This window comes from Nigerium sp. (assembly GCF_039811905.1).
GTDB lineage: Bacteria > Actinomycetota > Actinomycetes > Propionibacteriales > Propionibacteriaceae > Propioniciclava.
In genome coordinates this window covers 1-16,180 of the sequence record NZ_JBDHZL010000008.1, presented here as the reverse complement: position 1 = coordinate 16,180, position 16,180 = coordinate 1, and the positions used below count along the sequence as shown (strand labels likewise).

The following is a 16,180-nucleotide window of genomic DNA, read 5'->3' as shown; positions in this document are numbered from 1 at the left end:
GTGACCGCAGCCGCGTTCCGCCCTCTCGCTCGGCGGCCTACCCCTTGCGCAGCAGGCTGCAGGTGTACAGGCGTGGCATCAGCGGCAACCATCGCGGCGGAAACGTCGTGACCGCCTCCTCGCGCAGCACGGCGCGCAGGGCGGGCAGGATGGTGCCGCGCCGCCCCTGGAACGTGTCCTCGGGGTTCTCGCCCGTCAGCACCGTCAGACCGAGATCGAGCAGCCGCCCCTGGCCGGGCGTCACGACGACGAGCGCTCCGCCGGGCCGCAGGACGCGGGCGAGCTCGCGGGCGGCGGCGTGGATGTCGTCGACGAACTCCAGGGCGCTGACGACGACGGCGACGTCGACGGAGGCGTCCGGCAGCGGCAGCGATTCGACCGACCCTTGCCGAAGGTCGGCGTCCACCCCGACCCGGCGCAGGGCCGCCGCCACGGCAGCGGCGTGCGGGTGCACGTCGATGCCGAGCAGCGTGTCGCACTGCCGGGCGAGTTCGGGCAGGAACAGCCCGCTGCCGTAGCCGACCTCGACCAGGCGGCGGTCGGGTTGTCGTTCGAGCCGGCGCAGCGCGGCCAGCACGAGATGGAAGCGGGCCCGGGACGCGATGCCCAACGGCCCCCGCGCGTACGACCAGGGCGCCTGGTCGAGTTCGCTCGTCTTGACGAGCAGCCCCTTGGGCAGCAGATTCACGTGTGTGGTCTCCCCGCCGCTGCACCCTCCTCGTGAGGTTGCAACCGAAATGCGAGGGTCAGCGTACCCCCCAGGGCGACGGCCGCGCCGAGGGCCATCGGCCAGGCCATCCCCGGCCGCGGCCACTCGCCCAGCAGGGTCAGCCCGACGGCCGCGGGCAGGCACACCTCGAGGAAGTACATCGCCGCCAGCACGGGGGCGGCGTCCGGCGCGGAGAGCCCGCGCGTGAGGTGCATCTGGCCGAGCACGATCGCCCCGACCGTCAGGACGCCCGCCGCCCAGTTCTGCCACGGCAACTGCCAGAACACCCACGGCGGGTGCGCCGGGTCGCCCATGACGAGCCTCGCCCCGATCGCGCCCACCGAGTAGCCCCACCCGGCGAACGCGCCCGACAGCAGCGGCGGCATCCGGACGAACCACAGCGCCCCCGCCACGACCGCGCCGACGACCAGCAGGGCCAGATGCACGGGCTCGATCGCGACCGACGGCCCCGTCTCGGACGCCGTCGCCACCACCGCCAGCGACACGACCACCAGCCCGATCAGGGACGCGGTGCGGGCCGAGAGCCGCCGCACGCCGGTCAGGTGCTCGTACACGGCGGTGACCGCGAGGCCCGCGCTCGTGACGGCCTGCACGAGCAGCAGCGGCAGCGCCCGCCGCGCGACCAGGGTGAACAGGAAACCGACGGCCTGCAGCGACGTCCCGAGCCACCACTGGCCCGACCTCAGCGCGCTCCCCTCCGCGCGCGAGCCGCTGTGCAGCTTCGCGCCGGCGACGCCGTAGGCCAGGACGCCGGCGACGAGCAGCAGGCCGCTGAGGACGGTCATGCGGCCGGCCAGCGCCGATCGATCTCGGCCAGGATGCGTGCGCTCGCGTCACCCTCGCCGTACGGCAGCGGTCGCGCGGCCAGGGACGCGGCCCAGCCGGGGGCGTCCGACCACGCCTGCAGCATGGCCGCGGCGGGCTCGGCGTCGCCGAGCAGGCGGCACCAGCCGTCGAGCAACTCGGGGCGCTCGGTGGAATCGCGGACCACGAGCAGCGGCCGGCGGAAGAGGCACGCCTCCTCCTGCACGCCGCCTGAGTCGGAGACGATCAGCCCCGCGGACGCCTCCAGCGCCATGAAGTCCTTCGGCGGGAGGGGCGCGGTGCGGCGGACGCGACCGAGGGCGTCCGACAGGCCGAAGGCGGCCAGCCGGGACGCGGTGCGGGGGTGTAGCGGCAGCAGGACGTCCGCGTGCTCGGCCAGCGCGGCGAACCCGCGGACGAGCCCGGCGAGGGCGTCCGGGTCGTCGACGGTGCCGGCGCGATGGACGGTCGCGAGCACGTACTCTCCCGCCCGGACGCCGTGCCGCTCGAGCGCGGACGCCGACTCCGCGGGCGTCGCGGCCAGGACGCCGAGGGCGTCCGCGAGGGTGTTGCCCGTGACGAGGATGCGGTCGCCGGCCACGCCCTCCGACCGCAGTTGCGCGGCGTTGGCCTCGATCGGCGCGCAGCAGAGGTCGGCGACGGCGTCGGTGAGGACGCGGTTGAGCTCCTCGGGCATCCGCCGGTCGTGGCTGCGCAGGCCCGCCTCGACGTGCACCACCGGCACCCCGGACGCCGACGCGGCCAGCGCCCCGGCGAGCGTGGAGTTGGTGTCGCCCTGGACGACGACCGCCCGCGCGGGATGGCCGGCGAGGTAGCGGGTGAGGGCGGTCGTGGCGTCGCCGATCTGCTCGCCGCGGCTGCGGCCGCCCACGGACACGTGCTCGGCGACGGAGACGCCGGCCAGGTCGGCCAGCACGTCGCCCCACATCTCCCGGTCGTAATGCTGCCCGGTGTGCAGCACCCGCCCGCGCTCGCCGAGCGCCCGCGCGAGCCCGGCCAGCTTGATGGCCTCGGGCCGGGTGCCCATGACGAGGAGGATCTGATCGGCGTCCTGCGCGGCGTCCGCCATCACTCGCGCCCGCGCGCGAGGACGTCGACGTGCCGCTCGGCCGTCGCGGACGCCGCCGTGCGGCGGGCGTGCTCGGCGAGGTTCACGACGTCGAAGTGGGACGTCATCTCGGTGAGGATGAAGTCGAGCACCTCGCGCTTGCGCGACAGCGGCAGGTTCATGCCGGGGAAGAACTGCAGGCCGGGGGCGTCGCCGGCGTCCAGGAGATCGAGCGGGTGAAGCAGCAGGCTCGGCTGCGTGCCCGTGAGCCGGCAGGCCGCGAACGCGGCCTTGACGTACGCCTTCGCGACCGGCATCGAGTAGCCAGACAGGTAGATGACGTAGCTGGCGTGCATCGGGACGCGGGCCATCGGGAACACCGTCACCGGGATCTCCGTCAACGAGATCGGACGCCCGTCGTCGGTGGCCGCCTTCCAGGCGAAGCCCTTGTTGGGCAGCGCGACGTCGGAGAGCGCGCCGAACAGGCCCTTGCGCTGCTCGCGCTCCTCGGCCGTCAGGTCTTTGTTCGTGCGCAGGTAGTACTGCCGCGCGAACGGGCCGATCCACGTGGCCAGCACCGAGCAGTCGTAGTCGTAGTCGAGCTCGACCAGCGCGCGCATGAGGTCGGGCGACATCGAGAACCCGGGGGCGCGGAGGCCGCGGGGCTTCGGGGCGCCGGCGGCCACGATGGCGTCCTCGCTGCGTTTCAGCTCGTCGCGGAGCTCGTGCGGGCTGTACAGGTGCAGCCACGGCTCGTGCTCGTAGCTGTGGTTGCCGACCTCGCAGCCCATCTCGAGCAGCGCCGAGACGAACTCGGGGCCGTCGGCGGCCGCCGCGTCCGACCCGACGACCATGACGGTCGGGTGCAGCGCGTGGGCGGCGAAGAACTCCTGCATGCGGCCGGCGAGGGCCATGAGGTACGAGGGGCGCTCGACCCAGTCGGCGTCGCCGTGCGTGCGTTTGTACGACCAGAGGTTGTCGGCGTCCAGAGAGACGCTGGCGACGGTCTTTGCGTGGGATTTCATCAGTGGTCCTGACCCCCGAGGGTGGTGAGAGCGGCGTCGGCCATTTTAAGCGAGCCTTCGACGTTGAGCGTGCCCGTCCGGTTCTGGGCGGTCGACACGACCCGCACGCCGGGGATCGACGTCTCGTACGGCAGCGGCGGCTCGGCGCGCGGCAGGGGCAGCGGGACGACGTAGGGGGCCTTGTTGACCGCGCCCGCCAGCACGCGTCCGGAGTAGCCGGGGAAGCAGCGGCGCATCGCGACGACGAGGCGGTCGGCGAGCACGTCGTCGTCCTCGCCGAACCACGGGTCGTCGGACGCGCAGTAGTGCGGCAGATACACGAGGTAGCCGCCGCCGGTGCGCTCGGGCGGCAGCAGGGCGTGCATGCCGATCACGCCGGTGAGTCCGACATCGTCGACGAGGTAGGTGATGTAGGAGTCGTTCGGCGGAGTGTCGAGCAGAAACACCCCGCAGACCACGCCGAGGTACGGCTGGCTCGTGAGCTGGCTGCGTTCGCGGGCGGTGAGCTGCGGCACGATCCGGGTGGTGACGGGGCCCGGCGTCGTGAGAAACACCTCGTCGGATTCGAGCGTCGTGCCGTCGGCGAGACTCACCCGCACCGGGTGGCCGGGGCCGGGTTCACGCTCGACGGTCGTCACGGGAGAACCGGTGAGCAGGCGTCCACCCTGGGCGACGAACCGCTCGCGCATGGCCGCGAAGACGGGCTCGTAGCCGCCCGGCAGGACGCCGAACCGGTCGCCCTCCCCCTTCAGCCGAGCCTGGATGAGCCGCCGGAAGGTCGACACGATGAAGGACGCCGACACCCGGTCGGCCTGCGTGCCCAGCTTGGCGCGCAGGATCGGCCCCCAGAAGTTCTTGTAGGCGCTCGCGCCGGCCGTTCGGCGTAGCCAGGACGCCGACGTCGTCCGGTCGGCCAGGCTCAGCGGCAGGGCCAGGGACGCCGCGAGCGACGCCCCGATGCGCGCGCGGTCGGCGAGTTCGAGCGCGGGAAGCATCGCCATCTGCACGATGCTGGACGCCGGATACGGCGTCCCGTCGGCGATGAGTTCGGCGGGGGCGGACGTCCAGAGGACGCGGTCGGCGAGGCCCAGGTCGTCCAGCAGCGCCCGGACCGTCGTGTCGGACTCCATGATCACGTGGTAGAAGCGGTCCACCCGCACCGTCTCGTCGCCCACCTCGAGCGCCTGCGTGCTGGTGAGGCCGCCCAGGTCGGCCCGCCCCTCGACGAGCGTGACGTCCTCGCCCCGCTCCAGCCCGGCCAACGCCAACCGCAGCCCCGACACGCCCCCGCCGACAATGATCACGATCTTCCTTCCCCCCACGGACGCCCCAGGCTACGCCGCCGCGGAGGGCGGCGTCCGGGACGCTCAGCGGCGGTGCCAGCCCGAGCGCGGCGTCAGCAGCGCGGAGTAGCGTTCCCCGGACGCCCGGCAGATGTCCACGGCGATCTGGCCGCGGTCGTTGATGCCGCCCACGCCGCACACGGAGTCGGCGCCGCGCAGCCCGATCACGCGCGTGAGGTGCTCGGCCCGCCCGGCCCGGACGAGGACCGCTCGCACCTGCCCGCTCGCGTCGACGGTGCCGACGACGTCACCCTGGTCGTTCACGCCGACTGGCGTGAAGCCCTGCGGGGCGCCCGAGAGCCGGGAGGCCGAGCGATCGGTCCAGAGCGTGGCGCCGAGGTCGGCGGACGTCCCGACGATGCGGCGTCCCTGCGGCGCGATGGCCACCGGCGTCGGGGAGGGGTCGCCGGGCGTGGTCAGCGGGGCGACGGTCTGCCCGTCGACCGTGAACGCGCGCGTCGACGGCTCGTCGCCGGGCAGGTGCAGAGAGCCGCGGCCGACCACGCGGCCGGTCGCCGCGATGTCGGCGAACAGGTAGCCGTTCGGGCTGTCGTAGGCGTCCAGGCGGGTCTCGACGCCCGCGGGCGAGACGCGCGTGCCCGCCTTCACGTATCCGGCGTAGTCGCGGTTCGCCGCGATGGTGCCGCTGCGGTCGATGCCGGCCACAGAGATCCAGGTTCCGCGGCGCAGGGGCGGCGGGGTCGCGGGCTTGATCAGCCCGACCGGGGTCGCGGACGCCGTGGCCCAGCGCAGCAGGGCCCCCGTCCGGTACGCGGAGATCGTCGGGTCGGGGCCCGACACAAAGGCCGCGCCGGCCGCGATGCTGCCGTCCGGCCCGACCCGGATCGCCGACTGGGCGACGTCGAACACGGTGCCCGCGGCGTCCTTGGTCGGGAGCAGCGCGCCGCGCCGGCCACGCACGGACACCCACGGCCCGGACGCCGACTGGCCGACGACGTCCCCGCGGTCGTTCAAGTCGTGGACGCGCGCGTCGGACGTCCCGGCGGGCGACACGCGCTGGCTGGTGTAGAGGGTGCGCGGCGTGGCGTCCGCCTGGGTTGCAAGGCTCGCACCACTCAGCAACAGCGCCGCGACCGACAGTCCGGTCCCCCAGCGAAACGCAGAAACCTTCATCGAATCCCCCTCAACAACGGTCAAACATAAGTCGAAATGAGCATATGACCCGATTCCTGGCGCCGCCATAGCGACACGTGAATTGCATCACCGGCAAAACAAAGGGCGCGCCCGCGCTTGCGGAAAGAAAACTGAACAAGTGAGTGGTTCCTTGATAGCGACACCATGTCGCTTAAGTGCTACGTTCTGCGTCGGAGTCGCCGCCCCCAACGCTCCCCAGCCGAAAGGGTTTCGCCGGTGGTCCCTCACCTCCGAGACGGCCGCAGCAGCGCCGTCCTCCGTCTCGCGTCCGCGGTGGCCGCGCTCGCGCTCGCCTTGACCGTCAGCGTCACCGGCTCGCTGCCGCCGCAGCAGGCGTCCGCTGCCACGACCGATTCGCTGCCCGGAACGATGGTCTGGGCCCACATGATCCCCCACGGCCTACCCGACTACACCGAACGCGGGGCCTCTCCCTACGGCGACCAGTTCCCGCTGGACCTGATTCCGGGCGATTGGGAAGCCGCACCACGGCCGACGTCCGGGGTGCCGCGGGCCCGGCAGGCAGGGTTGAACGGGATGCAGATCTTCCAGATCGAGGGCGTCAACAAGGGCACCGACTTCGTCGATTCCTGGATGAAGGAAGCCGACCCGCTGTGGGCCGATACCGACCCGAAGAACAACTTCGCCATCGCGCCCTGCCTGCTGGTGTGGACGCCCGACGGGGCCGTCCGGATGATCAAGGAGTACGTCGCCGGAATCCCCGGGCATCGCTCGGCGGCTCGCTCGTCGCAGGGGCGTCCGATCGTGTTCGTCTACGCGATCAGGTCCATGGCGGCCTCGGACTGGGCAACGGTGCGCTCCAAGCTCGCGGCGGCCGGGATTTCGGTGTTCCTGCTGGGGGATATCCAATCCGACAGCAGCCAGCACGGAAATCAGATTCCGACCAGCCTGATCGACCCTTATCTCCCCTCGTTCGATGCGTTCTGGATGTTCGACGACGGCGCGGAAACGGTCTTTCGCCAGGCGAACGCCTACCTGAGCGGCAAGGGCAAGACCTTCATCGGCGGCGTGATCCCGGGCTACAACCGGGAGACGTCCGCGGACGGCGGCTTCGTGGACGCCCGCGCGACCAAGAGCTTCCGGAATCTGTGGCATCAGCACCTGGACGCGGCCCTGCGCTGGGTGAACATCGTCTCCTGGAACGACACCGTCGAGCACCACGACATCAAGGCCAACAGCAACTGGAACATCACCCGCCAGGACATCAACGCGTTCTTCGGTGCGAAGCTGCGCGGCGAGGCCTTCCCGAAGCCGCGTCCCGAGTTGTACGCGACGACTCCGACGTTCGGGGTCGTCGGTCAGTCCGTCGAGGCCGAGGGCCTCGTGCTGAACGGCGGCTCCGCGCCGGTGCAGGTCACCACGCGCCTGCTGGACGCCTCCGGCGCCACCCTGGCGACCGCCACGGCCACGGTGGCGCCCGGAGCGGATGGGGACGCGACCCCGCGGTGGACGGTCCCGTCGGGCGCGGCGAACACCACGGTGTGGGCGGAGACGACCACGACCACGGCCGCTGGGGCGATCGTCCAGTCGGTGCGCAGCGCGCCGATCGTGCTCTACACGAGCGCGGACGTCACGGCGTCCCAGCTGCGGCGCGGCTACTACTCGATCCCGGCGGCGAAGGCGTTGCCGGCGGGCGTCCGGATCGCGCTCACCAACCGGCAGGCGGTCGCGACCGGCGGGGCGACGGCCACGGTGACGTCCGATCTGGGGACGGCCGCGCGGTTCGTGGACGTCCTGCAGAACACCCGCGAGGCGGCGCGCGGCTACGACGTGCGGAGCGTCTCGGCCGCGGTCTCGATCGGGCAACGCACCATCTCCGGCGGTCAGGTCGTGAAGCCGGCAGCTCAGGGCTTCTACGTGGGCCGGGTCATCGACGGAGACGAGCGCGTCGGCTACTCGCTGCCGGTGCGTCCGGATCAGGCGGACGCCCCTACCGCCCCGCTGCCCGGCGTCGTCGTCACAGCGCCCCGCTACGACATTGAGGCGGGCCCGGCCCGGGCGGCGCAGGTCTCCTGGGCGCCGGTCGCGGCGGCGTCCGGGCTGCAGTACGACGTGGAGGTGCGACCCATCACGGTGGCCGCCGACGGCACCCGGACCGCGGGCGCGGCCACCCCCTGGCTCACCGCGACGGTCGCCCGGAGCCAGACGTACGCGGGGGCGTCCGGGGCGACGGTCGAGTTCCGGGCGCGGGCCCGCAGTTCCGACGGACGCCTCGGCGCCTGGTCGTCCTGGACGCGCACTTCCTTCGCCTGCGACGAACGCGAGTGCGGCACGTGGGGCGGCCGCTGGGTCTCGGTGCAGGGCAACGACACCTACCTGCGGACGTCCCGCGCGAGCCACACGACCGGCCCGACCTGGTCGTACGGGCCCCAGTGGACGGACCAGGTCCGCCTCTACGGCTCGGTCGGTCCCCGCGGCGGCAAGGCGGCGCTCTACGTCGACGGCGCGTACGTGACGACGGTCGACACGTACGCCCCCACCGTCGGACGCCGCCGTCTGCTGGCCACCGCGAACGTCGCCTGGGGACGCCACGGGTTCCGGCTGCTCGCCCAGGGCACGACCGCGCGGCCCGAGGTCGTCGTGGACGCCGTCGTCTTGGGCCGGTGATCCAACCACGGAATCTGAGGCCGCTACCGGCTATGACTACGCTGGTGGAGTTCACCAAGGCTAGGAATTCTTGTGCGCACCATCTCGCGTCGGCGGCTGCTGGGGCTCGGGGCCGTCGCGGGCGGCCTCAGCCTCGCCGCGTGCACGGTCCCAGCCCCCCCAGATCCGCCCCGCGTCCCACCCTCCCCCTTTCAGACACGTCAAGTCTGGGCACATTTGGTGCCCTACGGGCTCCCCGATTACGTCGAGCCTGGGTCGCCCCCCTACGGAGCCGCGTTCCCGCTGGATCTGGTAAGCGGAGACCATGCTGCGCCGGCACGGCCATCGTCCGGATTGGCGCGGTTGCTAGAAGCCGGCTTCACGGCGCTGCAAGTCCTGATCCTCGAGAGCGCGGGTAGCTCTGGCTCCGACTTCGTGCTGGACTGGATTGCTGAAGCAGACCGCACCTGGACGCCCGGTCGATCCCGCGATCGCTTCATTGTCGCGCCCTGCATTGCCCCCACCACGCCCCAGGGCTTCGTGCGCATGGTGCGGCAGTACACGGCTGCGGCCCAGTCTCACCCAGCCGCCGCCAGAGTCCAAGACAAGCTGGTTGTCTTCACATTCGCCCCACGGGAACTGTCCGCCACCGACTGGACCAGCATTCGTGCACAGCTCGCGGAGGATTCGCCCGGCATCTTTCTCATCGGTGACCTTCAGCCGGATAGTAGCCAGACGGGCGGGCGCCTTCTCGAGGCCCCGCTCCGTCCGTACCTGAGTTCGCTGGACGCCACGTGGGTATTCGACGACCATCTCTTGGAGATCTGGCCATCGATGGTCCCGTTCGTTGCCCGGAACGGGCTGCCGCTCGTGGGGAGTTTGATGCCCGGCTACAACCGCGAAACGTCTCAGGGAGGCCTGGTCGATCCCGGCGGCACGAGCCGTTTTCGCGAGCTGTGGCGCAGGAACCTGGAGGCCGGCATTCCCTGGACTGTCGCAATCACCTGGAACGACGTCGTCGAACAGACTGACATCAAGCCGAGTAGCAATTGGAATCACACGCGGCAAGACATCAATCGGTTCTACGCCGAGAGGTTTCGCGGCATCGCACGGACCGTGACATCGCCGCGCCTCTACTCCAGCAGCGTCTCGCACGCATGGCCCGGTCAGGCCGCACGCGCCGAAGCCTTGGTGATCAATCCAGGAGACACTCCGGTCGACGTGACGGTCGGTCTTGTCGATGCGACGGGAAAGCCAGTCGGAAACGAAGTGCACGCTGTCGTCCCACCCAACTCGTGCGGGGCCGCCACGGCAAACGTCGCCGTGGACGCGCACGTTGCTCAGGGCCGGCCGACCTTCCTGCGTCCCCGCAGTGTCGCAACCATCGCAGGCTCGCCAATAGCACACGTGACAGGCGCTCCCATCTTGCTGTACCTCAACGCGGAGCAGGCCGGGAGGGATCGCCAGGATTGGTATTCGGTCCCTGCCCACCGCGCGATAGAACAACCGGTGGGCCTGACGACAGCAGCAGGTACGGGTAGCGCCACGGTGGCTTCCCCCGCTGGACGTGCACGCTTCCTCGATCTACTGCTCAATACGAGGGAGGCAGGACGCGCCTACGACGAAGCACGACACACGTTCGCAGGAAGGTCCGTGACCCCCACTATCGTGGGCCCCCAGGACGTATCCGCGCCTTCGACCGGTTTCTTGGTGGGCCGCGTCATCACCAACGACGAACGCGTGGGTTATTCCGACCCGATCTGGCTCGACTGATAGGCGGTCCCGCGGGTTCGCATGCTCAGAAACGCCGCCCACGCTCCCGCTAAGAAAACGCATGCCACGTCAGCAACGTCCGCCGGGGTCTTATCAAGACCCAGGGCAAGTGTGATGCGGTGGAGGTGGGCGATCGGTATCGCCGTGAGCACGACGAGAATCAAGGTGTGGACGTCTTTGTGTCGCACCAACAGGGCGGCTGCCGCCGCCGCGGGAACGATCATGAGGGCGATGTCATAGCTCAGGTTGACGGGCAAGAGGTAGACGCCCATGACGACGATCGCGGGGAGCAGCTCCTGACGAGGCTTCACGAGAGCTACGAAGACCAACAACCCGACAAAAACCGTGACAACCACGGCATACAGCCACACCCCGGGCACTTCCCCCACGACCCGCGTGTACAGCCCTGCCACATCCGTCCTGAAACTCTCGCTGATCCCCAGTCCTGTCGGAGAGGCCCCGGACGACGCGTGCTGGACATCGCGGATGATCGAGTCGACGAACTGAGCGGGCCCGCCAGCCGCGATAGTGCAGGCGACCATGGTTGGCAACGAGGCGGCTACCTGCACCACGATTGCGCGTAAGACCAACTGCCAAAGACCGTATGCGAGAAGGAACAGCGCAACCGGCACGCCGAGTTGCGGTTTGATCACCAGCACCGCGAGGCCCACCGCTCCAAACCAACTCGATCGGCGATCGGCCCCCTTCGCGAGCTGCCACATGAGGAGCGCGAACCCGCAGACGCATATGAAAGAACTGCCCAAGACACGCATTGGAAACCAGATCTGACCCCACGACGCGATCGCTGGGCCAAGCCACCAAGCCTGCGCGGGCGAGATCCATCGGGCCAGCATCTTGCATGTCGCGAAGCTGAGCGCACACACCGCCACCAAGTAGACAAGGGCCGACGCGGCCAAGGGGAGCCACCCGATTGCGATCGAAATCAGCAGCCAACTCGGCAAGTAGGGATCAAACTCCTGCGCCCACGGGTTAGCGGCGAGATAGAGCGCCGGGTCGTAAGGATTTCCGCCGGCAATCAGAAAGCGGCCAGGGAGGACAACCAAATCTCGAAAGTCGAGGAGGACACCGTTCGAATCCTGCCACGGCTGCGTGAGAGGTGTCGCATTCCTGACCGTCGTGACGATGTTCACCACACCCAGCGCGGCAGGGATGATCCAGACGAGACCAAGCCGCCGAAGGGTCGAGAACATGCCGGTCTTCACCTACTCGCCGCCAGTCTGAATGATCGCATGTCTAAAAGTCTCCGCGAACTCCTCAGGAGTGTGTTCGAGAATCTCCGGTTCCGCGATCCGCCCGCTGTACTGCGCCCGTGCGCGCCTGAGGGATGGCCCGAGGTCAGCAGGACCGGAGGCGATGAAAACCCCCTCCATGTCCCGGACGGACGGAACCACGCCGCAGTTCTGGGTGACGACCACCTGGAGGCCGGCGGCAAGCGCCTCATTGACGACGAGCCCCCAGACCTCCTCGGACGAGGGGAGGACCAGGGTGTCGGCCCGGGCGAACTCCGCTGGCATGTCGCTGTTCGGGACGAAGCTCTCCCATGAGACACGCCCGGCGATCCCGAGACGGGACGCCAGCGAGCGGAGATCGGACTCCAACGCTCCCCGCCCGATGATGCGCAGAACGTCCTGGGGCTCAGCCGCGTCCGCGAACGCCTGCAGGAGCGATCCCACTTCCTTTCGAGGAATCAACTGCCCCACGTAGATGAACCGGTGCGCGTTCTCTCGACCGGGCGCGTGACGCACCTGCGCAAAGCGTGCGGAGTCCACCGCATTGAATCCCACGTGGATTCGAGCGGCATCCACACCCATAGTCTCGACGGCCTGCGCCGCTGCCGGCCCTGGGACCACGACTCCGTCGAGCCTTGCAAAAAACCAGCGCCGCGCCCACGCTATTGGCCCCGTCGCGAAGCCCTGCGTTGCCAGAGTGCTCTCATAGAACCCGATGGTCCTCTTCCGTAAAGCCTTGGCGGCGAAGAGGAGTTGCCAGTAGGCGGGCGATTCCCACCCCCCGAGGACGACCGCATCCGCTGTCGCCAGCCGTCGAAGGGTCCGCGGGTCACTCAGGAAGTAGTACCGTCCCTCGCCACGCTTGATCCGCGCGGTTCGCGCCTCACGAACGGGGAATCCTGCGTCTCCAGGCACCCAGTCGCTGCCTCGGTTGGCGCCCTCGTCAACCGCGAGACGCTCGCGGGGCTCCAGCAACTCCACTTGAAGGTCGACCTCCTCCGCCAACCTTCTCCAGACGGGCAGCCGGTAGGGGGCCGCCAGGTTGGTCACCCACAGCACACGCGCCTTCCTCTTTCTCCCCCGAACGTCGGTTTGCACCCTACTCACCATCCTCATGAGGTCTGCCTCGTCCTATTCACGCTGGTCTCGTCACTACGCTCATCGCACGCCGATAGGCAACCGTCCATCCAGCCAGCGCCAACAGTGCGCTCATAAACATCGTCGTGCCGATCGCGTCGCTCCATGGAACCCAGGTGTGAACTGACTGCGGAAGGCTGATCACCACGGACAGGACCAACACGGTCCCACGGATCAGCGCGCCCGCCTTGTGGTACCCAAGTGCGAGCGCTCCCGCGTTCGGAGCTGTCGTGGCCGCCCCCATCACCGCAGCGATCCCCACCACGATCATGATGCGCCCTAGATCAGGATCATGGAGACCCGCGACCCAACCCATAACAGGGAGCCCGGCGCCCACATAGAGCCCACTCATGCCAATCATCACCAGTGTCAACCGCCGCACCCTACGTCCCAGACGCTGCAAGCCGTGCGTGTCCGCGGCTTGCCAGGCATCCAGACTGAAGCTGGTAATGACCGTGGTGTGAATGATATTAAGCGGCCCGAGCGCGGTCTGTAATGTTCGGTAAACCCCGGCAGATCCCCCACCCACGACGAGAGCGGCCACGAAGATCGGAAGGAGGCTTCCCACGGCGGCCAGAGAACTGTCGAGTGCCGCCCAACGGCCAAGTTTCCAGGTCTCGCGAAGGCTCTGCTGCTGAACATCCTCGCCACCCCTCTTCTTCGCGAGCAAGTAGCCGATCGCGATAAGGAGGGCTCCGAACAACGCGACCGCCCAGCCATACAACGTGCGGAACTCCGATCCGTGAAAGAACCCGAGGGCGAAGAGCGATCCCAGGAACACCAATGCACAGGCATCCGCAACGATCGCCCCGGCGACAAGCTCTCGCGACAACAAGGCCGACCGGGTGGCATCGAGCATCAACGCGATCGTGCATGTCACGAACAGGCAGAGGATCCAGGGGACGAGCGCACCGCCGCCGGAGTTCACCACCGGTCCGAACGATAGGGCGATTCCAGCCGCCACCGGCACCGAGACCGTCACGATCCAGCGCGGAGGGATGACCGCGCGGCCCGTCGTTCGTTGGGCTGCCATCGCAGGACCGTAGATTGATGCCCGCACGATTCCGACGACCGTCACGACGAGTAGTTGGGCCACGGAGAAGCGGTCCAACTGGCCCGCCCCCAGCGAGCGCGCGGCCAGCACAACGACCACGATGCCCATGAGCGCAGAGAGACCGGTGTCGACCAGGAGGGCACCGTTCCGCGACCTGACAACACGCTGCACAGTGGAGGGGATCAGCTTCACGCAGGCCTCTGCATTCGACGGCTCACAGGCCGGTTTCATCGGGTCGGGTCCTAGAGTCCGGCGCAACCCAATCTGGGTGCATCGTCGAACGCTGAGAGAGTACCCCAATCGCGCAGATGAACTCACAGCCCGGTGACCACCAAGCGGGCGGCTAGACTCAACCCCGACCACGCTCCCGACACCCTCCGCGGCTCTGCAAGCTGGCAGGGAGAGGACACCCCATGGATTCACGCAGCCATTGCGCGATCAATCGACGCTCCTGCCTGGGAGGCGCATCGTGACCTTCGCTGACATCATCCGGATCGTCGTGAGGCGCTGGCCCATCGTCTTGGCGATGACGGTCGCAGGCGCGATCCTCGGAGGCGGGATTGCGGCCCGCGCCAACACCGACTACTCGGCGACGGCCTCCTTAATCATCAACCCCAGCGCGTCAGCCGCCCGGTCCGATCTTTCGGCTACGAGCACCTACATTCAGACGCGTATGGAGACCTTTCGAAGCCTCGCGACCACCGCGAAGGTGTTGACTCCGGTTCGGGATCGGCTGAACGTCGGATCCGACGAGCGCCTCGATTCGAAGATCACGGTCGATGTGCCCACGAACTCAGCCATCATCTCCATCACCGCCCAGGACCCCGACAGGGATCGTGCTGTCACGATCGCCGACAGCGTGATCTCGTCTCTCACCACTGCCATTCGCGAGGTATCGCCCGCTCCCCAAGGACGCGGATCTATCGTCGACGTCGCGGTGATCCAAGGGGCGGGTGACGGAGTCTCACACGGTCAAGCATCGCCCGTGATCGCCGCCCTGATCGGGGCCGTGATCGGGCTTGCGTTGAGTGTCACGGCCGTCCGCGTGTCGGAGTTGGCACGTCCGCGACGCCGGAGCAGCAGTCGCACATAGGAACAGCTGATGTTGGAGCCAACCAACGAGGAGCAGGCCCGGGGAGGGCTGTCCGTCGATCAGTTACCGATCGTGGGGCTCTTTCTGCTTCTCCTCCTCAACTGGGTCGGGGCGGACTACTACGTGCGTCACACCACCTTTACTGAAGCCACTCCCTTCGTACCGGTTTGGTCCGCGTACTCACGCGACGGCGCCGCCCACCTGGTGCCTTGGGCCCTCGGGGGGCTTGCGATCGCTCTCGTTTTCCCGCTGAGCGGACGGATGCCGCTGAACCAACTCACACTCCGCGTGCGCGAACCCGTCGCTCGTCTGTTTCCACTATGGGTGAGTGTCGCGATCGCCGGCATCGCGGTAAACCTGGCAGCAAAAGGCAGCTACCTATGGTGGGCACCGGAGTATCTCTCCTGGGCGATGCCCCAGTCGGTCGCGTCACTCGCGAACGTGTTGTTGCCGGTGACCCTCCTCGCCAGCGGGGTCGTGAGCACCCGCCGCCCAGTGTTTGGCACGCTCCTCATGGTCATGACGGGGACCATCATGTTCGGGTCGGCCACTCGGGTTTTCGCCGGAACTTTGGCACTCTTCGTGCTCGGACGATTCCTGGGCGGCGCGCGGATTGGCGCCCTTTCCTGGCTCGGCGCAGCAGTCTTCGGATTGCTTGCGCTGCCGATCCCCCTGTTCTCACGCGGGTTAGCGGCTCACGGAATTCTGCCCTATTCTGCGGCACTCACAGAAATGATCTCCCAGTCAAACTATCTGAGCTCGTCACTTCTTGCAGCGGCCGAGAATACGGGCTTCACGATTCCGTTACTTCTCTACACCGCAAAAGTTCCGGGGATCACAGTGTCGGACATGATGATTTCGCTCAACCCCATGCCGGGGGATGCTGCCGGCTGGGACCGCATCATGGAATCAATGCGAGTGCACGAGTACATCCCCTATTCGATGCTCGGCGAATTCGCGAGTTTTGGCCCGCCCGCTCTCCTCTTATGCACCTTCCTCTGGGGGCTCGTCATTCGCATCGCGCTCAACTCTGCCGCTCGGACGGTTCCTCTCCTGCTGCTGCCCTTCCTCGTCGGCCAACTCGGGCTGTCGCTGCTCACCATGGTGCAGATCACGCAGTACAACACCCGGGCGGTCGCGCGC

At 68.7% G+C, this 16,180-nt stretch carries 13 protein-coding genes; 4 read left to right on the top strand and 9 right to left on the bottom strand.

Translation table 11 applies throughout. The annotated features are described in order from the left end of the window. Positions 1 to 37: 37 nt before the first annotated feature. The 6 genes from WMJ97_RS03260 to WMJ97_RS03235 all read right to left on the bottom strand — a co-directional run bounded on the left by WMJ97_RS03260 (position 38) and on the right by WMJ97_RS03235 (position 6,105). Positions 38 to 688 carry a class I SAM-dependent methyltransferase gene (locus tag WMJ97_RS03260; RefSeq protein ID WP_347347530.1) on the bottom strand — a complete coding sequence of 217 codons (651 nt, stop codon included), beginning with the start codon at positions 686 to 688 and terminating at the stop codon, positions 38 to 40. Beyond that, a complete protein-coding gene (locus WMJ97_RS03255) occupies positions 685 to 1,515 on the bottom strand; it encodes a hypothetical protein (RefSeq protein ID WP_347347529.1) in 831 nt (276 codons plus the stop codon). The genes WMJ97_RS03260 and WMJ97_RS03255 overlap by 4 nt, the downstream gene beginning before the upstream one ends. Then, the gene (gene wecB, locus WMJ97_RS03250) at positions 1,512 to 2,624 is read right to left on the bottom strand and encodes a UDP-N-acetylglucosamine 2-epimerase (non-hydrolyzing) (protein ID WP_347347528.1); all 1,113 of its coding nucleotides are present in this window, start codon (positions 2,622 to 2,624) and stop codon (positions 1,512 to 1,514) included. The genes WMJ97_RS03255 and wecB overlap by 4 nt, the downstream gene beginning before the upstream one ends. After that, a complete protein-coding gene (locus tag WMJ97_RS03245) occupies positions 2,624 to 3,628 on the bottom strand; it encodes a polysaccharide deacetylase family protein (RefSeq protein ID WP_347347527.1) in 1,005 nt (334 codons plus the stop codon). The genes wecB and WMJ97_RS03245 overlap by 1 nt, the downstream gene beginning before the upstream one ends. Next, on the bottom strand, positions 3,628 to 4,932 hold the full coding sequence (locus WMJ97_RS03240) for an FAD-dependent oxidoreductase (RefSeq protein ID WP_347347526.1): 1,305 nt from the start codon (positions 4,930 to 4,932) through the stop codon (positions 3,628 to 3,630). Before WMJ97_RS03240 ends, WMJ97_RS03245 begins: the two co-directional genes overlap by 1 nt. A 63-nt stretch (positions 4,933 to 4,995) precedes the next feature. Further along, complete coding sequence (locus WMJ97_RS03235) at positions 4,996 to 6,105, bottom strand: hypothetical protein (protein WP_347347525.1); 1,110 nt, start codon at positions 6,103 to 6,105, stop codon at positions 4,996 to 4,998. 237 nt (positions 6,106 to 6,342) lie between these two features. On the opposite strand from WMJ97_RS03235, the gene WMJ97_RS03230 reads away from it, so the two are divergent. Both WMJ97_RS03230 and WMJ97_RS03225 read left to right on the top strand, forming a co-directional pair. Next, entirely contained in the window at positions 6,343 to 8,751 is a 2,409-nt protein-coding gene (locus tag WMJ97_RS03230) for a hypothetical protein (protein ID WP_347347524.1), read from the top strand. Between the two features lie 342 nt (positions 8,752 to 9,093). Continuing rightward, positions 9,094 to 10,503, top strand: coding sequence for a hypothetical protein (locus WMJ97_RS03225; RefSeq protein ID WP_347347523.1), 1,410 nt, complete (start codon positions 9,094 to 9,096; stop codon positions 10,501 to 10,503). Here the strand turns inward: WMJ97_RS03225 and WMJ97_RS03220 are convergent. Genes WMJ97_RS03220 through WMJ97_RS03210 form a run of 3 tightly spaced genes read right to left on the bottom strand, consistent with a single transcriptional unit; the run spans position 10,476 to position 14,136 of the window. Next, on the bottom strand, positions 10,476 to 11,726 hold the full coding sequence (locus tag WMJ97_RS03220) for a hypothetical protein (protein ID WP_347347522.1): 1,251 nt from the start codon (positions 11,724 to 11,726) through the stop codon (positions 10,476 to 10,478). The two genes, WMJ97_RS03225 and WMJ97_RS03220, sit on opposite strands and share 28 nt — an antisense overlap. Continuing rightward, complete coding sequence (locus WMJ97_RS03215; RefSeq protein ID WP_347347521.1) at positions 11,727 to 12,869, bottom strand: glycosyltransferase; 1,143 nt, start codon at positions 12,867 to 12,869, stop codon at positions 11,727 to 11,729. A 19-nt stretch (positions 12,870 to 12,888) separates the two neighbouring features. Continuing rightward, positions 12,889 to 14,136, bottom strand: coding sequence for a hypothetical protein (locus WMJ97_RS03210; protein WP_347347520.1), 1,248 nt, complete (start codon positions 14,134 to 14,136; stop codon positions 12,889 to 12,891). 277 nt (positions 14,137 to 14,413) lie between these two features. On the opposite strand from WMJ97_RS03210, the gene WMJ97_RS03205 reads away from it, so the two are divergent. After that, complete coding sequence (locus WMJ97_RS03205; protein ID WP_347347519.1) at positions 14,414 to 15,037, top strand: Wzz/FepE/Etk N-terminal domain-containing protein; 624 nt, start codon at positions 14,414 to 14,416, stop codon at positions 15,035 to 15,037. A 9-nt stretch (positions 15,038 to 15,046) separates the two neighbouring features. Then, a partial coding sequence (locus WMJ97_RS03200; RefSeq protein WP_347347518.1) for a hypothetical protein occupies positions 15,047 to 16,180 on the top strand: 1,134 nt, incomplete at its 3' end.

Bases quoted from the DNA above. Each gene is read 5' to 3' on its own strand.
- WMJ97_RS03255 (WP_347347529.1), bottom strand. From the start codon at position 1,515: ATGACCGTCCTCAGCGGCCTGCTGCTCGTCGCCGGCGTCCTGGCCTAC.
- wecB (WP_347347528.1), bottom strand. From the start codon at position 2,624: ATGGCGGACGCCGCGCAGGACGCCGATCAGATCCTCCTCGTCATGGGC.
- WMJ97_RS03245 (WP_347347527.1), bottom strand. From the start codon at position 3,628: ATGAAATCCCACGCAAAGACCGTCGCCAGCGTCTCTCTGGACGCCGAC.
- WMJ97_RS03235 (WP_347347525.1), bottom strand. From the start codon at position 6,105: ATGAAGGTTTCTGCGTTTCGCTGGGGGACCGGACTGTCGGTCGCGGCG.
- WMJ97_RS03215 (WP_347347521.1), bottom strand. From the start codon at position 12,869: ATGAGGATGGTGAGTAGGGTGCAAACCGACGTTCGGGGGAGAAAGAGG.